Annotated in this window: 17 protein-coding genes; 12 read left to right on the forward strand and 5 right to left on the reverse strand. The window is 62.5% G+C overall.

What is annotated here, in order from left to right; translation table 11 throughout:
* Positions 1-100: 100 nt before the first annotated feature.
* Together MESCI2_RS0110780 and MESCI2_RS0110785 are read right to left on the reverse strand one after the other, a co-directional pair.
* Entirely contained in the window at positions 101-1,987 is a 1,887-nt protein-coding gene (locus tag MESCI2_RS0110780; RefSeq protein WP_027036603.1) for a L,D-transpeptidase family protein, read from the reverse strand.
* Positions 1,988-2,196: 209 nt separating this feature from the next.
* On the reverse strand, positions 2,197-2,943 hold the full coding sequence (locus tag MESCI2_RS0110785; protein WP_027036604.1) for a 3-oxoacyl-ACP reductase family protein: 747 nt from the start codon (positions 2,941-2,943) through the stop codon (positions 2,197-2,199).
* Positions 2,944-3,041: 98 nt separating this feature from the next.
* On the opposite strand from MESCI2_RS0110785, the gene MESCI2_RS0110790 reads away from it, so the two are divergent.
* A complete protein-coding gene (locus tag MESCI2_RS0110790) occupies positions 3,042-3,656 on the forward strand; it encodes a TetR/AcrR family transcriptional regulator (protein ID WP_027036605.1) in 615 nt (204 codons plus the stop codon).
* Between the two features lie 54 nt (positions 3,657-3,710).
* Positions 3,711-4,106: a rhodanese-like domain-containing protein gene (locus tag MESCI2_RS0110795; protein ID WP_013531694.1), complete on the forward strand. Its 396-nt coding sequence runs from the start codon at positions 3,711-3,713 to the stop codon at positions 4,104-4,106.
* A gap of 13 nt (positions 4,107-4,119) precedes the next feature.
* Here the strand turns inward: MESCI2_RS0110795 and MESCI2_RS0110800 are convergent, their stop codons facing one another.
* Entirely contained in the window at positions 4,120-5,028 is a 909-nt protein-coding gene (locus MESCI2_RS0110800) for an alpha/beta hydrolase (protein WP_027036606.1), read from the reverse strand.
* Positions 5,029-5,075: 47 nt separating this feature from the next.
* On the opposite strand from MESCI2_RS0110800, the gene MESCI2_RS0110805 reads away from it, so the two are divergent.
* Positions 5,076-5,528 carry a MarR family winged helix-turn-helix transcriptional regulator gene (locus MESCI2_RS0110805; RefSeq protein WP_023813960.1) on the forward strand — a complete coding sequence of 151 codons (453 nt, stop codon included), beginning with the start codon at positions 5,076-5,078 and terminating at the stop codon, positions 5,526-5,528.
* 15 nt (positions 5,529-5,543) lie between these two features.
* Here the strand turns inward: MESCI2_RS0110805 and MESCI2_RS0110810 are convergent, their stop codons facing one another.
* Complete coding sequence (locus MESCI2_RS0110810; protein ID WP_027036607.1) at positions 5,544-6,155, reverse strand: pyridoxamine 5'-phosphate oxidase family protein; 612 nt, start codon at positions 6,153-6,155, stop codon at positions 5,544-5,546.
* Between the two features lie 73 nt (positions 6,156-6,228).
* A complete protein-coding gene (locus MESCI2_RS0110815) occupies positions 6,229-6,582 on the reverse strand; it encodes a gamma-butyrobetaine hydroxylase-like domain-containing protein (RefSeq protein WP_027036608.1) in 354 nt (117 codons plus the stop codon).
* 193 nt (positions 6,583-6,775) lie between these two features.
* Between MESCI2_RS0110815 and moaA the strand changes: the two genes are divergently transcribed.
* The 9 genes from moaA (at position 6,776) to MESCI2_RS0110860 (ending at position 13,662) form a co-directional block, all read left to right on the forward strand.
* Entirely contained in the window at positions 6,776-7,771 is a 996-nt protein-coding gene (gene moaA / locus MESCI2_RS0110820; protein ID WP_027036609.1) for a GTP 3',8-cyclase MoaA, read from the forward strand.
* A gap of 54 nt (positions 7,772-7,825) precedes the next feature.
* Positions 7,826-8,296, forward strand: coding sequence for a hypothetical protein (locus tag MESCI2_RS0110825; RefSeq protein ID WP_027036610.1), 471 nt, complete (start codon positions 7,826-7,828; stop codon positions 8,294-8,296).
* Between the two features lie 120 nt (positions 8,297-8,416).
* Positions 8,417-8,776, forward strand: coding sequence for a hypothetical protein (locus MESCI2_RS0110830; protein ID WP_027036611.1), 360 nt, complete (start codon positions 8,417-8,419; stop codon positions 8,774-8,776).
* 220 nt (positions 8,777-8,996) lie between these two features.
* Positions 8,997-9,917, forward strand: a complete 921-nt coding sequence (locus MESCI2_RS0110835; protein ID WP_027036612.1) for a DMT family transporter — start codon at positions 8,997-8,999, stop codon at positions 9,915-9,917.
* A gap of 55 nt (positions 9,918-9,972) precedes the next feature.
* Positions 9,973-10,599 (forward strand): molybdenum cofactor guanylyltransferase MobA, encoded by a 627-nt coding sequence (gene mobA / locus MESCI2_RS0110840; protein ID WP_027036613.1) that lies wholly within the window; start codon positions 9,973-9,975, stop codon positions 10,597-10,599.
* Entirely contained in the window at positions 10,596-11,105 is a 510-nt protein-coding gene (gene mobB / locus MESCI2_RS0110845; protein WP_027036614.1) for a molybdopterin-guanine dinucleotide biosynthesis protein B, read from the forward strand. The genes mobA and mobB overlap by 4 nt, the downstream gene beginning before the upstream one ends.
* 156 nt (positions 11,106-11,261) lie before the next feature.
* A complete protein-coding gene (locus tag MESCI2_RS0110850; RefSeq protein ID WP_027036615.1) occupies positions 11,262-12,047 on the forward strand; it encodes an ABC transporter substrate-binding protein in 786 nt (261 codons plus the stop codon).
* 77 nt (positions 12,048-12,124) lie between these two features.
* Positions 12,125-12,844 carry an ABC transporter permease gene (locus MESCI2_RS0110855; protein ID WP_027036616.1) on the forward strand — a complete coding sequence of 240 codons (720 nt, stop codon included), beginning with the start codon at positions 12,125-12,127 and terminating at the stop codon, positions 12,842-12,844.
* On the forward strand, positions 12,841-13,662 hold the full coding sequence (locus MESCI2_RS0110860) for an ABC transporter permease (RefSeq protein ID WP_027036617.1): 822 nt from the start codon (positions 12,841-12,843) through the stop codon (positions 13,660-13,662). Before MESCI2_RS0110855 ends, MESCI2_RS0110860 begins: the two co-directional genes overlap by 4 nt.
* Positions 13,663-13,721: the final 59 nt, after the last annotated feature.

Raw genomic sequence — 13,721 nt, forward strand, 5'->3', positions numbered from 1 at the left:
TCCGACAACGGTAAGCCGCCGCTCCTCGTTCCCTCTCAGCCGCCTTTCCGCTTCCGGTCACGTCCTATTTATGAGTTCACGGCCTACCGAAAGGCTTGGATCAACTCGAAGGCGAGCGAACCGCCTCCGTAGCGTCCAGAGCCTGCTTCAGCCGCGAGTCGCGGTCGTAGACGTCGCCGAAATATTCGACCTTGCCGGACAGATCAGGCCAGGCGGTGAAATAGGCGACATAGACCGGGATCGTGCGTGTCACATTCTCGGTCGAGTGGCCGTGCTTCAGCTTCTCGGCGATATAGTCCACCGAGGTGCCAAGCACCGCCGCGGCCATGCCGCGCGGGTCCTGCAGCCGCACGCAGCCATGGCTGAGCGCGCGCATATCCCGCTGGAAGAATGATTTCTGCGGCGTGTCGTGCATGTAGATCGCGTGCTTGTTGGGGAACAGGATCTTCAATTCGCCCAATGCATTGGCCTCGCTCGGCTGCTGGCGCACGCTGTAGGGGATGTTCGAGCCATAGGCGCCCCAGTTGACCGCCGAGGAAGGAATGCGCTTGCCGCGCGAATCCGTCACCTCATAGCCGGCCCGGTCAAGATAGCCCGGATCGTTGCGCAATCTCGGCAGCATCTCGTTGACGATGATCGACTGCGGCACGCCCCAATAGGGATGGAAATCGACCTGCTTGATCTGGTCGTAGAAGAAGGAGGTCTGGTTGGTGGTCCGGCCGACGACGACACGCGTCTTGAGCTTTTCCTCGCCATTGTCGATGTAGCTTGCGGTAAAGGCCGGCTGGTTGATGAAGACGCGCGGGCTGCCAAGATCGGAGGGCAGCCAGCGCAGTTCCTCCAGCGCCACTTCCACCTTCAGCAGCTTGTCGGCCTTGGATGTTCCGGCCAGCGTCGCGACGGTGCGCGGGCCGATGACGCCGTCGCCCTTCATGCCTGCCTTCTGCTGCACGGCCTTGATAACCGGGACCAGTTCCGGATCATAGACCTCGCTGGTGGCCAGCCTGGACAGGATCTCGCCATAGGCGCCGCCCATCTCGTCATCGAGATTGCGCGCGATGAGGGTCAGCAGCTTCGGCAGTTCGGGGCTGGTTTCGCCCGGCTTCAGCAACAGTTTGGGGTCGACGACGATTTCGTTTTCCGCACTGGCCTGCAGCGATTCGAGTTCGACACGCAGCGCCTGGTATTCCGCATTCTGCGGATGCCGCGATTCGAGATAGGTGCGCACTTGCTGGGTATGAGCCAGCGTTTTCAGCACGCCTTGCAGATCGAGCGGCTTGGCCGGGAAATCATAGTATCCGGTCATGCGGTTGGGATCGACGCGGCCGTTCTGGGCGTCGCGGGCATAGCGCAGCACACGCGCGGAAAGCGCCATCTCGAAACGGACGAGCTCTTTCAGTTGCGCATTGGCGTCAGTCGTCGATGCGCCGGCAGCGGGCACTTCGACCGTATAGTCGGCGGGCGTGAGACCATAGCTTGAAGCCTCGCCAAGCACCCGCACCGCATCCTGCGCGCGGCTGTTGAGGCTGGTTCCGCTTATCCAGATGAAATCCGGATTGGCCGAGTAGTAGGCGATCAGCGCCTTGGCGATGTCGGGCTCGGCTAAAAGTTCGTAGTCGCCCAAGCTGGCAACCGCTTCACGAAACGCGGCACCCGTAGCCGACGGAACGAAGGCGGCGTCCTGTGGCGCCGCCGGCTCCGGCGTCGGGGCCAGCGCCGAGAAGTCGACGCGAACCAGCCGGTCGGCCTTATAGGTGTAATAGGATGGGCTGCTGATTCTCGCACCGCCACCGCTGGCCGGCGCCTTCGGCTTTGGCTTGTGCTTCGGTGGCGGGGGCGGAAACTCGCCTTTCGGCGCATGCTTGACGCCGCCGCCGAAAAGCATGTCGAAGAGCCCCTGCGCGCCTGCCTGGGGTACACCGAAAGCCAGCGTTGCCGTGACTGCCAGCAGCGGCATCACGGTTGCTTTGTTTCCGAGGAATTTCATGAATCACCCGCTCCGGCCGCAACCGGTTCCCGTTCCGCACGCTAGATCGTCCCGCTCACCGCATGGCGGATGTAAGGCGCGACTATACTGATTCATACCGATTTCGTTAAGCTTTCATAAATTTTGGAAAGCCTGTTGCAGAACGGTTTCACAAGATCGTGACGGCTGGAGCGGAGGGTTGTTCCGCCCCAGCCGGAAATCTCTGCGGATCAGGCGTTGGCGCCGCCATCGATGGTCAGAGCAGCGCCGGTGACGAAGCGGCCTTCCGGGCCTGCGAGCCAGGCGACCATGCCGGCAATGTCCTCGGCCTTGCCGAAGCGCGGTGTTGCCATCTTCCGGCGCTGGTGTTCGGCATGCGGGCCGTCGGCCGGGTTCATGTCGGTGTCGGTCGAGCCGGGGTGGACGACATTGGCGGTGATGCCGCGCGGGCCGAGGTCGCGCGCCAGCGCCTTGGTCAGGCCGACCAGCGCCGCCTTGCTGGCTGAATAGGCCGTGAGGCTGCCGTCGGTCGCCCTCTCGGCAAGGTTGCTGCCGATCGAGATGATCCTGCCGCCCTCACCCATATGCACGGCCGCCGCCTTCGAAGCGATGAACGGGGCCCGGAGATTGACCTCCATGGTCTCGTCGAAATCGGCGAGCGACAGCGTGTCGATGGGGGCAGCGCGCCAGATCCCTGCGCTGTTCACCAGGATGTCGAGCCGGCCGAAGGCGGTCACGGCGTCGTCGACCGCCTTGTCTATGGCGACCGCATCGCGGTTGTCGGCCTTGATCGCGATGGCGCGGCCACCCTCGGCCTCTATCTCGGCGACAACCGAGCGAGCCTGCTCCTCGCCATGCACATAAGTCAGCGCGACACTGGCGCCGTCGGCCGCGAGCCGTCGCGCAATTGCCGCACCGATGCCGCGACTGCCGCCGGTGACGAGCGCGGCCTTGCCGCCCAGTTGGTTGGATGACATCGATTTCTCCTTTTGTAACGATCGATACATAAATATCTGTCAGCCTTGCCCGTCGGCGTCAACTTAATTATGTATCGATCAACACAGAAAAGAGCATCATGTCGGAACGAGGCCGCCCCCGCACCTTCGATCGAACCGCAGCCCTGCGTCGCGCCATGCAGGTGTTTTGGGCGCGCGGTTACGAAGGCGCATCGATGAGCGAGCTGACCGCCGCCATGGGCATCAACTCGCCCAGCCTCTACGCTGCCTTCGGCAGCAAGGAGGCGCTGTTCCTGGAGGCGACGGATTTTTATTCACACACCGAGGGTGCCGACATCTGGCTGGCATTGGATGAGGCTCCGACCGCGCGGTTGGCGATCGAACAATTCCTGTGCCTGACGGCGAAAGCCTATTCGCAGAACGATCGCCCGCAGGGCTGCCTGATCACGCTCGGCGCGCTGCATCAGGATTCGAGCCGCGGCGCCATCTGCGATGATCTTCGCCGTCGTCGTGCCGAAAACCACAGCGCCCTGCAAAAGCGTCTGGAGCGCGGCGTTGCCGAAGGCGAATTGCCCGCGGATTTCGATTCGAATGCCGCCGCGACCTTTTTCGCCACGGTCCAGCACGGCATGTCGATACAGGCGCGTGACGGTGCCTCACATGATGCCCTGCTGGCGACGGTGGCCGGGGCCATGGCGGCCTGGAGGACGCTGGCCGGCGGCAGCGCGGCGTGACAAACGCCGGCTGGTGTGCTCGAAATCCGCCAGCAAGGCCGGAGGGATGAGAGCGTGAAAAAGGGTTATCGCGAGCTGCTGGACGAGGCGAACGCCGTGATCGAGGTGGTTTCGCCGGAGGAAGCGGCCGGGCTGCTCGACGATGAAGACACGATCTTCGTTGACCTGCGCGATCCCCGCGAGGTGGAACGCGATGGCAGAATTCCGGGCGCCAAACATGTCACGCGCGGCATGCTGGAATTCTGGATCGACCCAGAAAGCCCCTATCACAAGCCGTTCTTCGCCTCGGGAAAGAGCTTCGTGTTCTTCTGCGCCGGCGGCTGGCGCTCGGCGCTGGCCACAAAGACGGCGCAGGATATGGGGCTTTCGCCGGTCAAGCACATCCTTGGCGGCTACACCGCCTGGAAGGCCGCCGGACTGCCGGTCGAACCCGGCGAGAAGAAGAAATAATCTCGACCGCCGCTCAATGCAGCAGCAATGGCTCGCGATTCGTCACGAAGCCGACCGCGTGTTCGACCACACCCTTGTCGGCGAGAATACGGCGGTGGCCAAGCCCGTCGGCCCAGTAGAGCCGCACATGGCCGCCGGCGCCGGCATAGCGCCTTGCGTGATCGGCCGAGACTTCGCGGTCATCCGGCGCGTGGATGACCAGGGTCGGCACCGGGGCCTGGGCAAGCTGGCGGTCGCCGGTGAATTCGTGCAGCGGCCGGCCGGAAAGATGCTCGACCCGGTCCGCCATGGCGGCTTGGGAGCGCGGGCCTACATTCAGCATATGACTGAAGTCGGCAAAGATCGCCGGCAGCGAACTGGGCGCCGCGATCAGCACCAGGCGTCCGGCCGCCAGCGGCGGGATGTTCTTGACCGAACCGGCGATGGCGTTGGCGGCGACGGCGCCGCCGAAGGAATGGCCGACCACTGCCACGAAGGGGCCGAACCACTCGCCGGCAACCCGCACCGCGTCCACGGCATTGACCATGTTGAGGCGCCTGCCCTGCGACTGGCCGTGGCCAGGCAGGTCAAGCGAAACGACCCTGTAGCCGGCGGCGCGATAACCTTCGATCAAGGCGCGCATATATTCGGTGCGCGAGCGCCAGCCATGCACGACGAGCACCGTGCCGGCAACGCCCCTGCCCGGCTCGGGCCGGAACTCGTGCACCATGACGCAGCCGGTCGCGGTCTTCAGCCGGTGATGACGCGCCTCGGTCATGAACCCGGCCGCACGGTCGACTGCGCGGCGCTCGCCTTCGCTGAGCGCCTTGACATTCGGGGTGCGGCAGAACAATTCGAACGCCGCGCGTCCGCTGAGCCGCGGCGCGACACGCTCTGCCGCACCGAACACGCCCCGGATGACCTTCAGCCCGAATGATGCCATAGTGAAAATCCATCCATACGTTCAAGCATGAACATAATAGTTCAAAGATGAACAATAAACAAGAGCTGCCTTGGGACAACCCGCGTTTCCGCAACTGGGTCGCGGTGGCGCGCGCCTGCCATGTGCTGGAGCGCACGCTGGCGGTGAAGCTGGCGCCGCTCGACCTGAAGCCGGCGCAGCTCGACGTGCTGATGAACCTCTATCGCCACCCCGGCATGTCGCAGCACGATCTTGCCCGCAAGCTGCTCGTCGGCCGTTCCAACATCACCATGCTTTTGCCGCAGCTGGAAGCGCGTGGCTTGCTGCGCCGGGAAGGCGACGAGAAGGACAAGCGCATCCTGCGGCTCGCCCTCACCGAGGCCGGCGAGGCGCTGCTGATGCAGGCGCTGAAAGTGCATATGGCGCTGATCGAGAAGGCGATGAGCCAGTCGACGCCGGAACAATGTGACATGATCGGCGAGCAGATGCGCAAGATCTATGATGTGCTGAAGGAGGCGTGACGGCCTTTCAGCCCGCTACCACATCGTCTTCTTCGCCCGTTCCGGCCATTCCTTGTCGTAGGTTTCGCCATCGATGTTCTTGCGGCTGGTGATTTCCAGGATCTGCCCGGGCGTCGGCAGCGACTTCGGGTCGACATGCCTTGCCGGGTTCCACAGCTCGGAGCGGACGATGGCCCGGGCGCATTGGAAATAGACCGAATCGATGTCGACGACGGTTACCGATCGCGCCGCCTTGCCGTCCACCGTGAATGACGCGCACAGCGCTGTATCCGTCGTGATATGAGCGCGGCCGTTGACGCGCAGCGTCGTGCCGGAGCCCGGCACCAGGAATAGCAGGCCGACGCGCGGGTCGCGGATGATGTTTTTCAGCGAATCGGCGCGGTTGTTGCCGCGTCGGTCCGGCATCATCAGCGTCTTCGGATCATGGATGCGCACGAAGCCGGCGAGATCGCCGCGTGGCGAACAGTCCAGCCCCTCCGGCCCGCTGGTTGCCAGCCCGACAAAGGGCGAGGCTTCGATGAAGGCGGCATATTCGGGAATGATTTGGTCGAGTTCCTTGACCAGTGAGGCCTCGCCTGGAACGCCATAGAGCGCCTCGAGCTGCTCGACCGTGGTGATGACGGACATTTTTCTCGCCTCCAGACCTTTGCCGGCGCTACGCCATCTCGATGACGTTTTGACGACAATGAGGGGAATCAATCTAGCGGTCCCGGCTGAGGCCCTTTTCCGCAAGCTCCGCGAGATAGGCTTCCCAGCGCGCATTCTTTTCGTGGCCGAGCGTGTGCAGGTAATTCCAGGTGAAGATGCCGGTGTCGTGGAAATCGTCGAAGGTGATGCGCACGGCGTAGTTGCCGACCGGCTCTATCTTCAGGATTGCCACATTGCGCTTGCCGGGGACCGTCACCCGCTGTTCGGGCGAATGGCCTTGCACTTCGGCCGATGGCGAGGCGACGCGCAGCAGTTCGGCCGGCAATTCGAACGGATGGTGGTCGGGAAATGTGACGGACAGAAGTTTGCGGTCCTTCGAGACCCGGAGTTCTTTCGGTGCGGTCATGCTGTTCGATCCCGTATCATCCACCCTTCCCTACGCCGCTTCGCCAAACGGGAAAAGACCTGACAAGGCCGACCGACATGCGATGTCGGCTGAGAGATGTTACCAAAGATCAACACCGGCTATCTTGAATGCCAGGCCGTATCGTATCACATAGCGGTATATAACGACGTCGTTCACGGGAAGCGCTTGAAGCATGGACATGATCGACCCCTTTGGTCGCACGATCAGCTATCTCAGAGTGTCGGTCACCGACCGCTGCGATTTCCGCTGCACCTATTGCATGGCCGAGGACATGGCCTTCCTGCCGAAGAAGGACCTGCTGTCGCTGGAAGAGCTCGACCGGCTGTGCACGGTTTTCATCGAAAAGGGTGTCAGGCGATTGCGTCTGACCGGCGGTGAACCGCTGGTGCGCAAGAACATCATGCATCTGGTGCGCCAGCTGTCGCGGCATCTCGACAGCGGCGCGCTGGAAGAACTGACGCTGACCACCAACGGCTCGCAGCTGTCGCGCTTTGCCGCCGAACTCGCCGATTGCGGCGTCAAGCGCATCAACGTGTCGCTCGATACGCTCGATGCCGACAAGTTCCACAAGATCACCCGCTGGGGCCATCTCGACAAGGTCATGCAAGGCATCGATGCCGCGCAGGCGGCCGGGCTGAAGGTCAAGCTCAACGCGGTGGCGCTGAAGGATTTCAACGACGCCGAGCTGCCCGAGATGATGCGCTGGGCGCATGGCCGCGGCATGGATTTGACGGTCATCGAAACCATGCCGATGGGCGAAATCGACGCCGACCGCACCGACCAGTATCTGCCGCTTTCGCTGCTGCGCGCGTCGCTGGAGCGCCAGTTCACGCTGACCGACATTCCCTTCAAGACCGGCGGCCCGGCGCGCTACGTTCAGGTCGCCGAGACCGGCGGACGACTCGGCTTCATCACGCCGATGACGCATAATTTCTGCGAAAGCTGCAACCGCGTCCGGCTGACCTGCACCGGCACGCTCTATATGTGCCTGGGCCAGGAAGATGCCGCCGATCTCCGTGCGCCCTTGCGCGCCTCCGAGGGCAACGAGTTGGTCGCCGATGCAATAGACGAAGCCATCGGCCGCAAGCCCAAGGGCCACGACTTCATCATCGACCGCCGCACCAGCCGCCCATCGGTATCGCGCCACATGAGCGTCACCGGCGGCTGATCTTTTCGCAAAATTCATGCAAGATCGCTTCGGGATCATGACCTCGAGGCGAGCATGCGGCTGCACTTTTCATTCCTGGCCATTGCGACAATAGCAGCAACCAGTGCGGTCGCCGCGCCGTTCACTTATGTGAACGGGCGCTTCGGCACCGTCTGCACCTTTCCCGACGAGATCTTCACCGATCGCCAGCCGGAGCCCGAAAATGGCGACGGACAGCAATGGCTGAGCGCCGATGGCGCCAGCCTGATCTGCTCCGGCATCCTCAACATAGACAACGATACGCCGAAGGGCTTTGTGGCGGCCGAGAAGGCCAGCGATGAAGCCGGCTACAAGGTGACCTATGGCAAGGCCGGCAGCGATTGGGCGGTGCTGTCGGGCGTTAAGGATGGAAAGATCTTTTACGAGCGACGTCTGTTTGGGAGAGACGGTATCATCCGCACGGTCTGGGTCGACTACCCTCCGGCCCTGAAGTCGAAATACGACCCGCTGGTCGGCGCCATCGTCGGCAGTCTCAAGGGGCCATGACGGTTTCGGACCACACCCCAGAAAAAGTCTTGTTCGCGAACCGCAGCCGGATTTACGGCCAGTCTGTTCCAGCCTAGCCTTTCCCTGGAAGCGGCTCTTCGCTCACAGGGGGAATACATCATGCGCAAACTCGTTCTTACTCTGGCATTGCTTGGTCTCGCGGCCGTGCCCGCAGCGGCGCAGTCGATCGGCGGCACCTATACCGTCGCCGGCACCAACTTCGACGGCTCGGCCTATGGCGGCGAGGCAACCATCGCGCTGACCAGCGGAACGACCTGCACCATCCATTGGGAGACGGGTGGCTCATCTTCCGATGGCATCTGCATGCGCAACGACGACGCCTTCTCCGCCGGCTATGTCATGGGCAAGGATATCGGCCTTGTCGTCTACAAGATGATGGATGACGGCTCGCTGCATGGTCTGTGGACCATCGCCGGCAAGGAAGGCAATGGCACCGAAGTGCTGACGCCGAAGAAATAAGTGCGCCATCGCAGGTGATCTGCTGGGCCACAAACAAGGCTGTGGCCCAGCCCTTTGCTGTTGCTGTTTCATGCCCGGCTGTTACAGGCTTACTGCCTAAAGCGAGTCGCGGTTGAACGGATTCAGGCGACGCGCTTCAGGTCTTTGTTTCCTATGCATGTCGTTTCCCCAAAACGAGGTCACTTTTGGGCGACATGCATTAGCAGAACCGGTAGCCGTCTTGCCCTTGTCACCAAATATTCGCGGCGCGTTGTTCATGGTGGTGGCGATGGCCGGCTTCTGCCTCAATGACGCCATCACCAAATACTCGTCGCAATCGATGAACATGGCGCAGGTCATGTTGATCCGTGGCGCTTTCGCTTCGCTTTTCGTCGGCTTACTCGCCTGGCAGCGCGGCGCGCTCGCCCGCCCGGGCTCGATGCTGCAGCCTCTGGTGGCCTTGCGGGTGGTCAGCGAGGCCGGCGCCACGGTGAGTTTTCTCGTCGCCCTCGCCCATTTGCCGATCGCCGATGTTTCGGCGGTGCTGCAGGCGCTGCCACTGGCGGTGACGATGGGGGCCGCACTCGTCTTTGGCGAGGCTGTCGGCTGGCGGCGCTGGCTGGCCATCGCCATCGGATTTGCCGGCGTGCTGATCATCGTGCGGCCTGGCTTCGAAGGGTTCAGCATCTACTCGCTGGCGGCGCTTGCCAGCGTCGCCTGTTGTGCGGTGCGCGATCTCGCAACCAAGCGGATCCCCAAGGCTATTCCGACATTGCTGGTGTCGACGGCAACCGCGCTTGCCATGACCATCGTCGGTGCGGCGCTGTTGCCGGCAATGGGCGGCTGGACGCCGATGACGGGGGACAGCACAGCCCTGCTGGCCCTGGCCGCGGTGCTGGTGGTGATCGGCTACCAGTTCATCATCATGGCGATGCGGGCGGGCGACATCTCCTTCATCGCGCCGTTCCGCTACACGGCCCTGATCTGGTCGATCCTGCTTGGCCTGTTCATCTTCGCCGACATTCCCGATCTGCCGATGATCGTCGGCGCCACCATCATCATCGGCTCCGGCCTCTATGCGCTCTACCGTGAGCGGATCGTCGGCCGGCGAAAGATCGTTGCCGAAAGCACGGGGCCAACCATGGTTCCGGACGGAATCTAGCCAGATCATTGAAGGTTCTTGTGATTTCCGACGGCTGGCGTACAGGCTTCGTGGCATGAAGCGAGACATTGCGGGGATCATTCTGGCCGGTGGCCAGTCCAGACGGATGGGCGGCGGCGACAAGAGCCTGTTGCCGCTTGGCGATGGCTGCCTGCTTGACCAGGTCGTGTCGCGCTTCACCCCGCAGATCGAATCGCTGGCGCTCAGCGCCAATGGCGACCCTGCAAGGTTCCTGCGCTTTGGCCTGCCGGTACTTGCCGACACGGTGACCGGCTTTGCCGGGCCGCTTGCCGGGATCCTCACCGGCCTCGAATGGGCCGCCGCCAACACGGCCTGCCAGGCGATCGTCACCGCTGCCGGCGACACACCTTTCCTGCCGTTGGACCTTGTCGCGCGTCTGGCAGCGGCCGCCGATCGAAGCCCCGGTTCGATTGCTGTTGCCCGCTCTGCCGGCAAGCGGCACCCGACCTTCGCGCTCTGGCCGATCGGCTGCCGCGACGCCTTGCGGCACTTTCTGGTCGACGAGGATATCAGGCGGGTTTCGGCTTTCATCGACCGGCACGGTTTTGTCGAGGTGGAATTCCCGGTTCCGCCATCGGCGGGGGTCGACCCTTTCTTCAACATCAACGAACCGGACGATCTTGTGTCTGCCGAGCGTCTGTTGCAGAGCATCAAGCCATGAACAGACGCGTCTTCGGCATCACCGGCTGGAAGAATTCCGGCAAGACGACTTTGACCGAAAGGCTGGTCACCGAACTTGTCCGGCGCGGCTGGAAGGTGTCGACGGTGAAACACGCCCATCATGATTTCGACATCGACAAACCGGGTGCCGACAGTTTTCGCCACCGGCAGGCCGGCGCCACCGAAGTCGCGATCGTCTCCGGCGTTCGCTGGGCACTGATGCACGAGCTGCGCGGCGAGGATGAGCCGACATTGGAGACTGTCCTGTCGCGGCTTGCCCCTTGCGACCTCGTGCTGGTCGAGGGCTACAAGCGCGAAGCCCACAGCAAGATCGAAACCCGCCGGCTGGATGCGAAGGACCGCACGCCGCTTTCGGCGGAGGATCCCAACATCGTCGCTGTCGCCGCCGATTTTGCGATTGAAGGCGAGCAGCTGCCGGTATTCGATCTCGACGATGCAAAATCGATAGCCGACTTCATCGAGCACACCACCGGGCTCGTTGCTTGAGCGCTGACGCAACGGCAGAATAGCCTTGCCCATTTTTACGGTTTTGCAGTTGCTTTTTTCTTGGAAAGAGTGGGAGTATCGCGCCAGCGGGCGGTCAAAAGCACCGCCCCACAGAGCCGTTCGGAACGACGGCCGGGACCATAAGAGAGGACCATCATGCGTATTTCACTGCGTATCGCGCTTGCCGCATCGGCCGCGCTGCTGACGCTCGGCGTCGCCCAAGCCCAGGAAAAGACCCTGAGGATCGGCACCGAAGGCGCCTACCCACCCTTCAACAACCTTACCGCCGATGGTCAGCTCGTAGGCTTCGACATCGACATCGCCAAGGCGCTTTGTGATGAGATGAAGGTAAAGTGCACCTTCGTCGCCCAGGATTGGGACGGCATCATTCCCGCCCTTCAGGCCGGCAAGTTCGACGCCATCGTCGCCTCGATGTCGATCACGCCGGAGCGGATGGAAAAGGTCGACTTTTCGCACAAATACTACAACACGCCGTCGGCGCTCGCCGTGCCGAAGGACAGCACGCTGAAAGGCGTGACCAAGGAAGATCTCGCCGGCAAGACCATCGGCGTCGCCACCACCACGACGCATTTCAACTATGCCTCGAAGACCTACACCGACAGCACCGTGAAGGGCTATCCGAGCAGCCCCGAGGAGCAGGCAGATCTTGCCAATGGTCGTCTCGACGCCATCGAGGACGACATCGTCGTGCTGCAGCAGTTTCTGGATTCGCCTGACGGCGCCTGCTGCAAGATCCTCGGCCAACCGTCGCCGCAGCCGGTCGAGATCTTCGGGCCTGGCGCTGGCATTGCCGTGCGCAAGGGCGAAACCGACCTGGTCAACAAGCTCAACTCAGCCATCGACGCCATTCGCGCCAATGGAAAATACAAGGAAATCAACGACAAGTACTTCAAGTTCGACGTCTACGGCGCCGAGTCCTGATAAAGGTCAAGACGGCGGGGAATTTCCCCGCCGTCTTTCTATTCATCTTGGGAATGCCGTGGGGATAAGACCGGTCGATGCCAGCCCAGAGCATATGGACACTTCTCAGTTGGGGACCCGAAGGCTGGCTTGACGATATTGCCTATGGCGCACTGATCACCATAGCGCTTGCGCTTGCCACGCTGCCCATCGGATTGACGATCGGCTTTTTCATCGCTCTCGCCAAGCAGTCCGAAGAACCCTCGCTGCGCCTTGCCGCCAACATCTACACCACCGTCTTTCGCGGCCTGCCGGAGCTGGTGACGCTTTTCCTGTTCTTCTTCGGCATGCCGATCCTGCTGCAGCATCTCGTCAGGTATTTCCGGCCGGACACCACCATCGACGTCAACAGCTTCGTCGCCGGCATGATCGTGCTTGCGCTGATCTTCTCGTCCTATGCCAGCGAGGTTTTCCTGTCGGCCTTCCGCGCCATTCCCAAAGGCCAATACGAGGGCGGCTATGCCATCGGTCTTTCGAACTGGCTGACCATGCGCAAGGTGATCGTGCCGCAGCTGCTGCGCATCGCGTTCCCCGGCCTGGAGAACTGCTGGCTCAGCCTGCTCAAGGACACGTCGCTGGTGTCGGTCGTCGGCCTCGCCGAGACGCTGCGCAATGCCAGCATTGCCGCCCGCGTCACCAAGCACGCTTTCCTGTTCTTCGGCGTCGCCTCCCTGGTCTTTCTTGCCCTGGCCGTCCTGTCGTCCTTCGCCACCAGCGCGATCCTGCGCTCGCTCGGCCGGCGGGAGGCGCAGCGATGAGCGCCACCGCCACAATGGTCGAACGTCCGCCGCCACGGGCGCGCGGCTGGCCGCGCAGGCGTATCGCCGGTTACGCGCTGGTCTGCCTATGGATTTTGTTCGGCATTGGCATCGTCAGCTATCTCTTCCTCGCCTGGAACCCTGAGTTCTTCGCCAAATATGCGCCGGCCTATTTGCGTGGGCTTGGGGTAACGCTCTCGCTGGTTTCCATATCGATGGTGCTCGGCGCGATACTGTCGGTGCCCGTCGCTTATGGGCGCATGTCCAAGAACCGGATCCTGTCCGGCCTCGCCTATTGCTACGTCTATTTCTTCCGCGGCACGCCGTTGCTGGTCCAGACCTATCTGGTCTATTACGGATTGGGCTCGTTCCGCGTCGAGCTTCAGTCGGTAGGCCTCTGGGATTTTTTCAAGGACGCGTTCAACTGCGGCGTCTTTGCCTTCGCGCTCAACACCGCCGCCTACCAGGCGGAGATCTTGCGCGGCGCCATCGAGAGCGTGCCAAGAGGGCAATGGGAAGGCGCGGCCTCGCTTGGCCTGCACAAACTGCAGACCTTGCGCAAGATCATCCTGCCGCAGGCCCTGATCGTCGCCTTGCGGCCCTATGGCAACGAACTGATCCTGATGGTCAAGGCGTCCGCCATCGTCGCCATCATCACGGTCTATGATCTGATGGGCAATGCCAAGCTCGCCTTCGCCAACTCGTTCGACATCCAGGCCTATATCTGGGTCGCGCTCGTCTATCTGGTGATGGTCGAGATATTGCGCCATGGCGTCGAATGGATCGAGCGCCGGATCACCGTTCACCTGAAACGCTGACTATTTTCAAATTCAGCTGCACCAGTCGATCCTGCCCTACGCATCTTGACGAATTGCGC

It is taken from the genome of Mesorhizobium ciceri WSM4083 (assembly GCF_000519305.1).
GTDB classification, from domain to species: Bacteria; Pseudomonadota; Alphaproteobacteria; order Rhizobiales; family Rhizobiaceae; genus Mesorhizobium; species Mesorhizobium ciceri_B.

Excerpts from the sequence above, each read along its gene's own strand:
- MESCI2_RS0110780 (WP_027036603.1), bottom strand. The coding sequence starts at position 1,987 with ATGAAATTCCTCGGAAACAAAGCAACCGTGATGCCGCTGCTGGCAGTC.
- MESCI2_RS0110785 (WP_027036604.1), bottom strand. The coding sequence starts at position 2,943 with ATGTCATCCAACCAACTGGGCGGCAAGGCCGCGCTCGTCACCGGCGGC.
- MESCI2_RS0110790 (WP_027036605.1), top strand. The coding sequence starts at position 3,042 with ATGTCGGAACGAGGCCGCCCCCGCACCTTCGATCGAACCGCAGCCCTG.
- MESCI2_RS0110800 (WP_027036606.1), bottom strand. The coding sequence starts at position 5,028 with ATGGCATCATTCGGGCTGAAGGTCATCCGGGGCGTGTTCGGTGCGGCA.
- MESCI2_RS0110805 (WP_023813960.1), top strand. The coding sequence starts at position 5,076 with ATGAACAATAAACAAGAGCTGCCTTGGGACAACCCGCGTTTCCGCAAC.
- MESCI2_RS0110810 (WP_027036607.1), bottom strand. The coding sequence starts at position 6,155 with ATGTCCGTCATCACCACGGTCGAGCAGCTCGAGGCGCTCTATGGCGTT.
- MESCI2_RS0110815 (WP_027036608.1), bottom strand. The coding sequence starts at position 6,582 with ATGACCGCACCGAAAGAACTCCGGGTCTCGAAGGACCGCAAACTTCTG.
- moaA (WP_027036609.1), top strand. The coding sequence starts at position 6,776 with ATGGACATGATCGACCCCTTTGGTCGCACGATCAGCTATCTCAGAGTG.
- MESCI2_RS0110825 (WP_027036610.1), top strand. The coding sequence starts at position 7,826 with ATGCGGCTGCACTTTTCATTCCTGGCCATTGCGACAATAGCAGCAACC.
- MESCI2_RS0110830 (WP_027036611.1), top strand. The coding sequence starts at position 8,417 with ATGCGCAAACTCGTTCTTACTCTGGCATTGCTTGGTCTCGCGGCCGTG.
- mobA (WP_027036613.1), top strand. The coding sequence starts at position 9,973 with ATGAAGCGAGACATTGCGGGGATCATTCTGGCCGGTGGCCAGTCCAGA.
- mobB (WP_027036614.1), top strand. The coding sequence starts at position 10,596 with ATGAACAGACGCGTCTTCGGCATCACCGGCTGGAAGAATTCCGGCAAG.
- MESCI2_RS0110850 (WP_027036615.1), top strand. The coding sequence starts at position 11,262 with ATGCGTATTTCACTGCGTATCGCGCTTGCCGCATCGGCCGCGCTGCTG.
- MESCI2_RS0110855 (WP_027036616.1), top strand. The coding sequence starts at position 12,125 with ATGCCAGCCCAGAGCATATGGACACTTCTCAGTTGGGGACCCGAAGGC.
- MESCI2_RS0110860 (WP_027036617.1), top strand. The coding sequence starts at position 12,841 with ATGAGCGCCACCGCCACAATGGTCGAACGTCCGCCGCCACGGGCGCGC.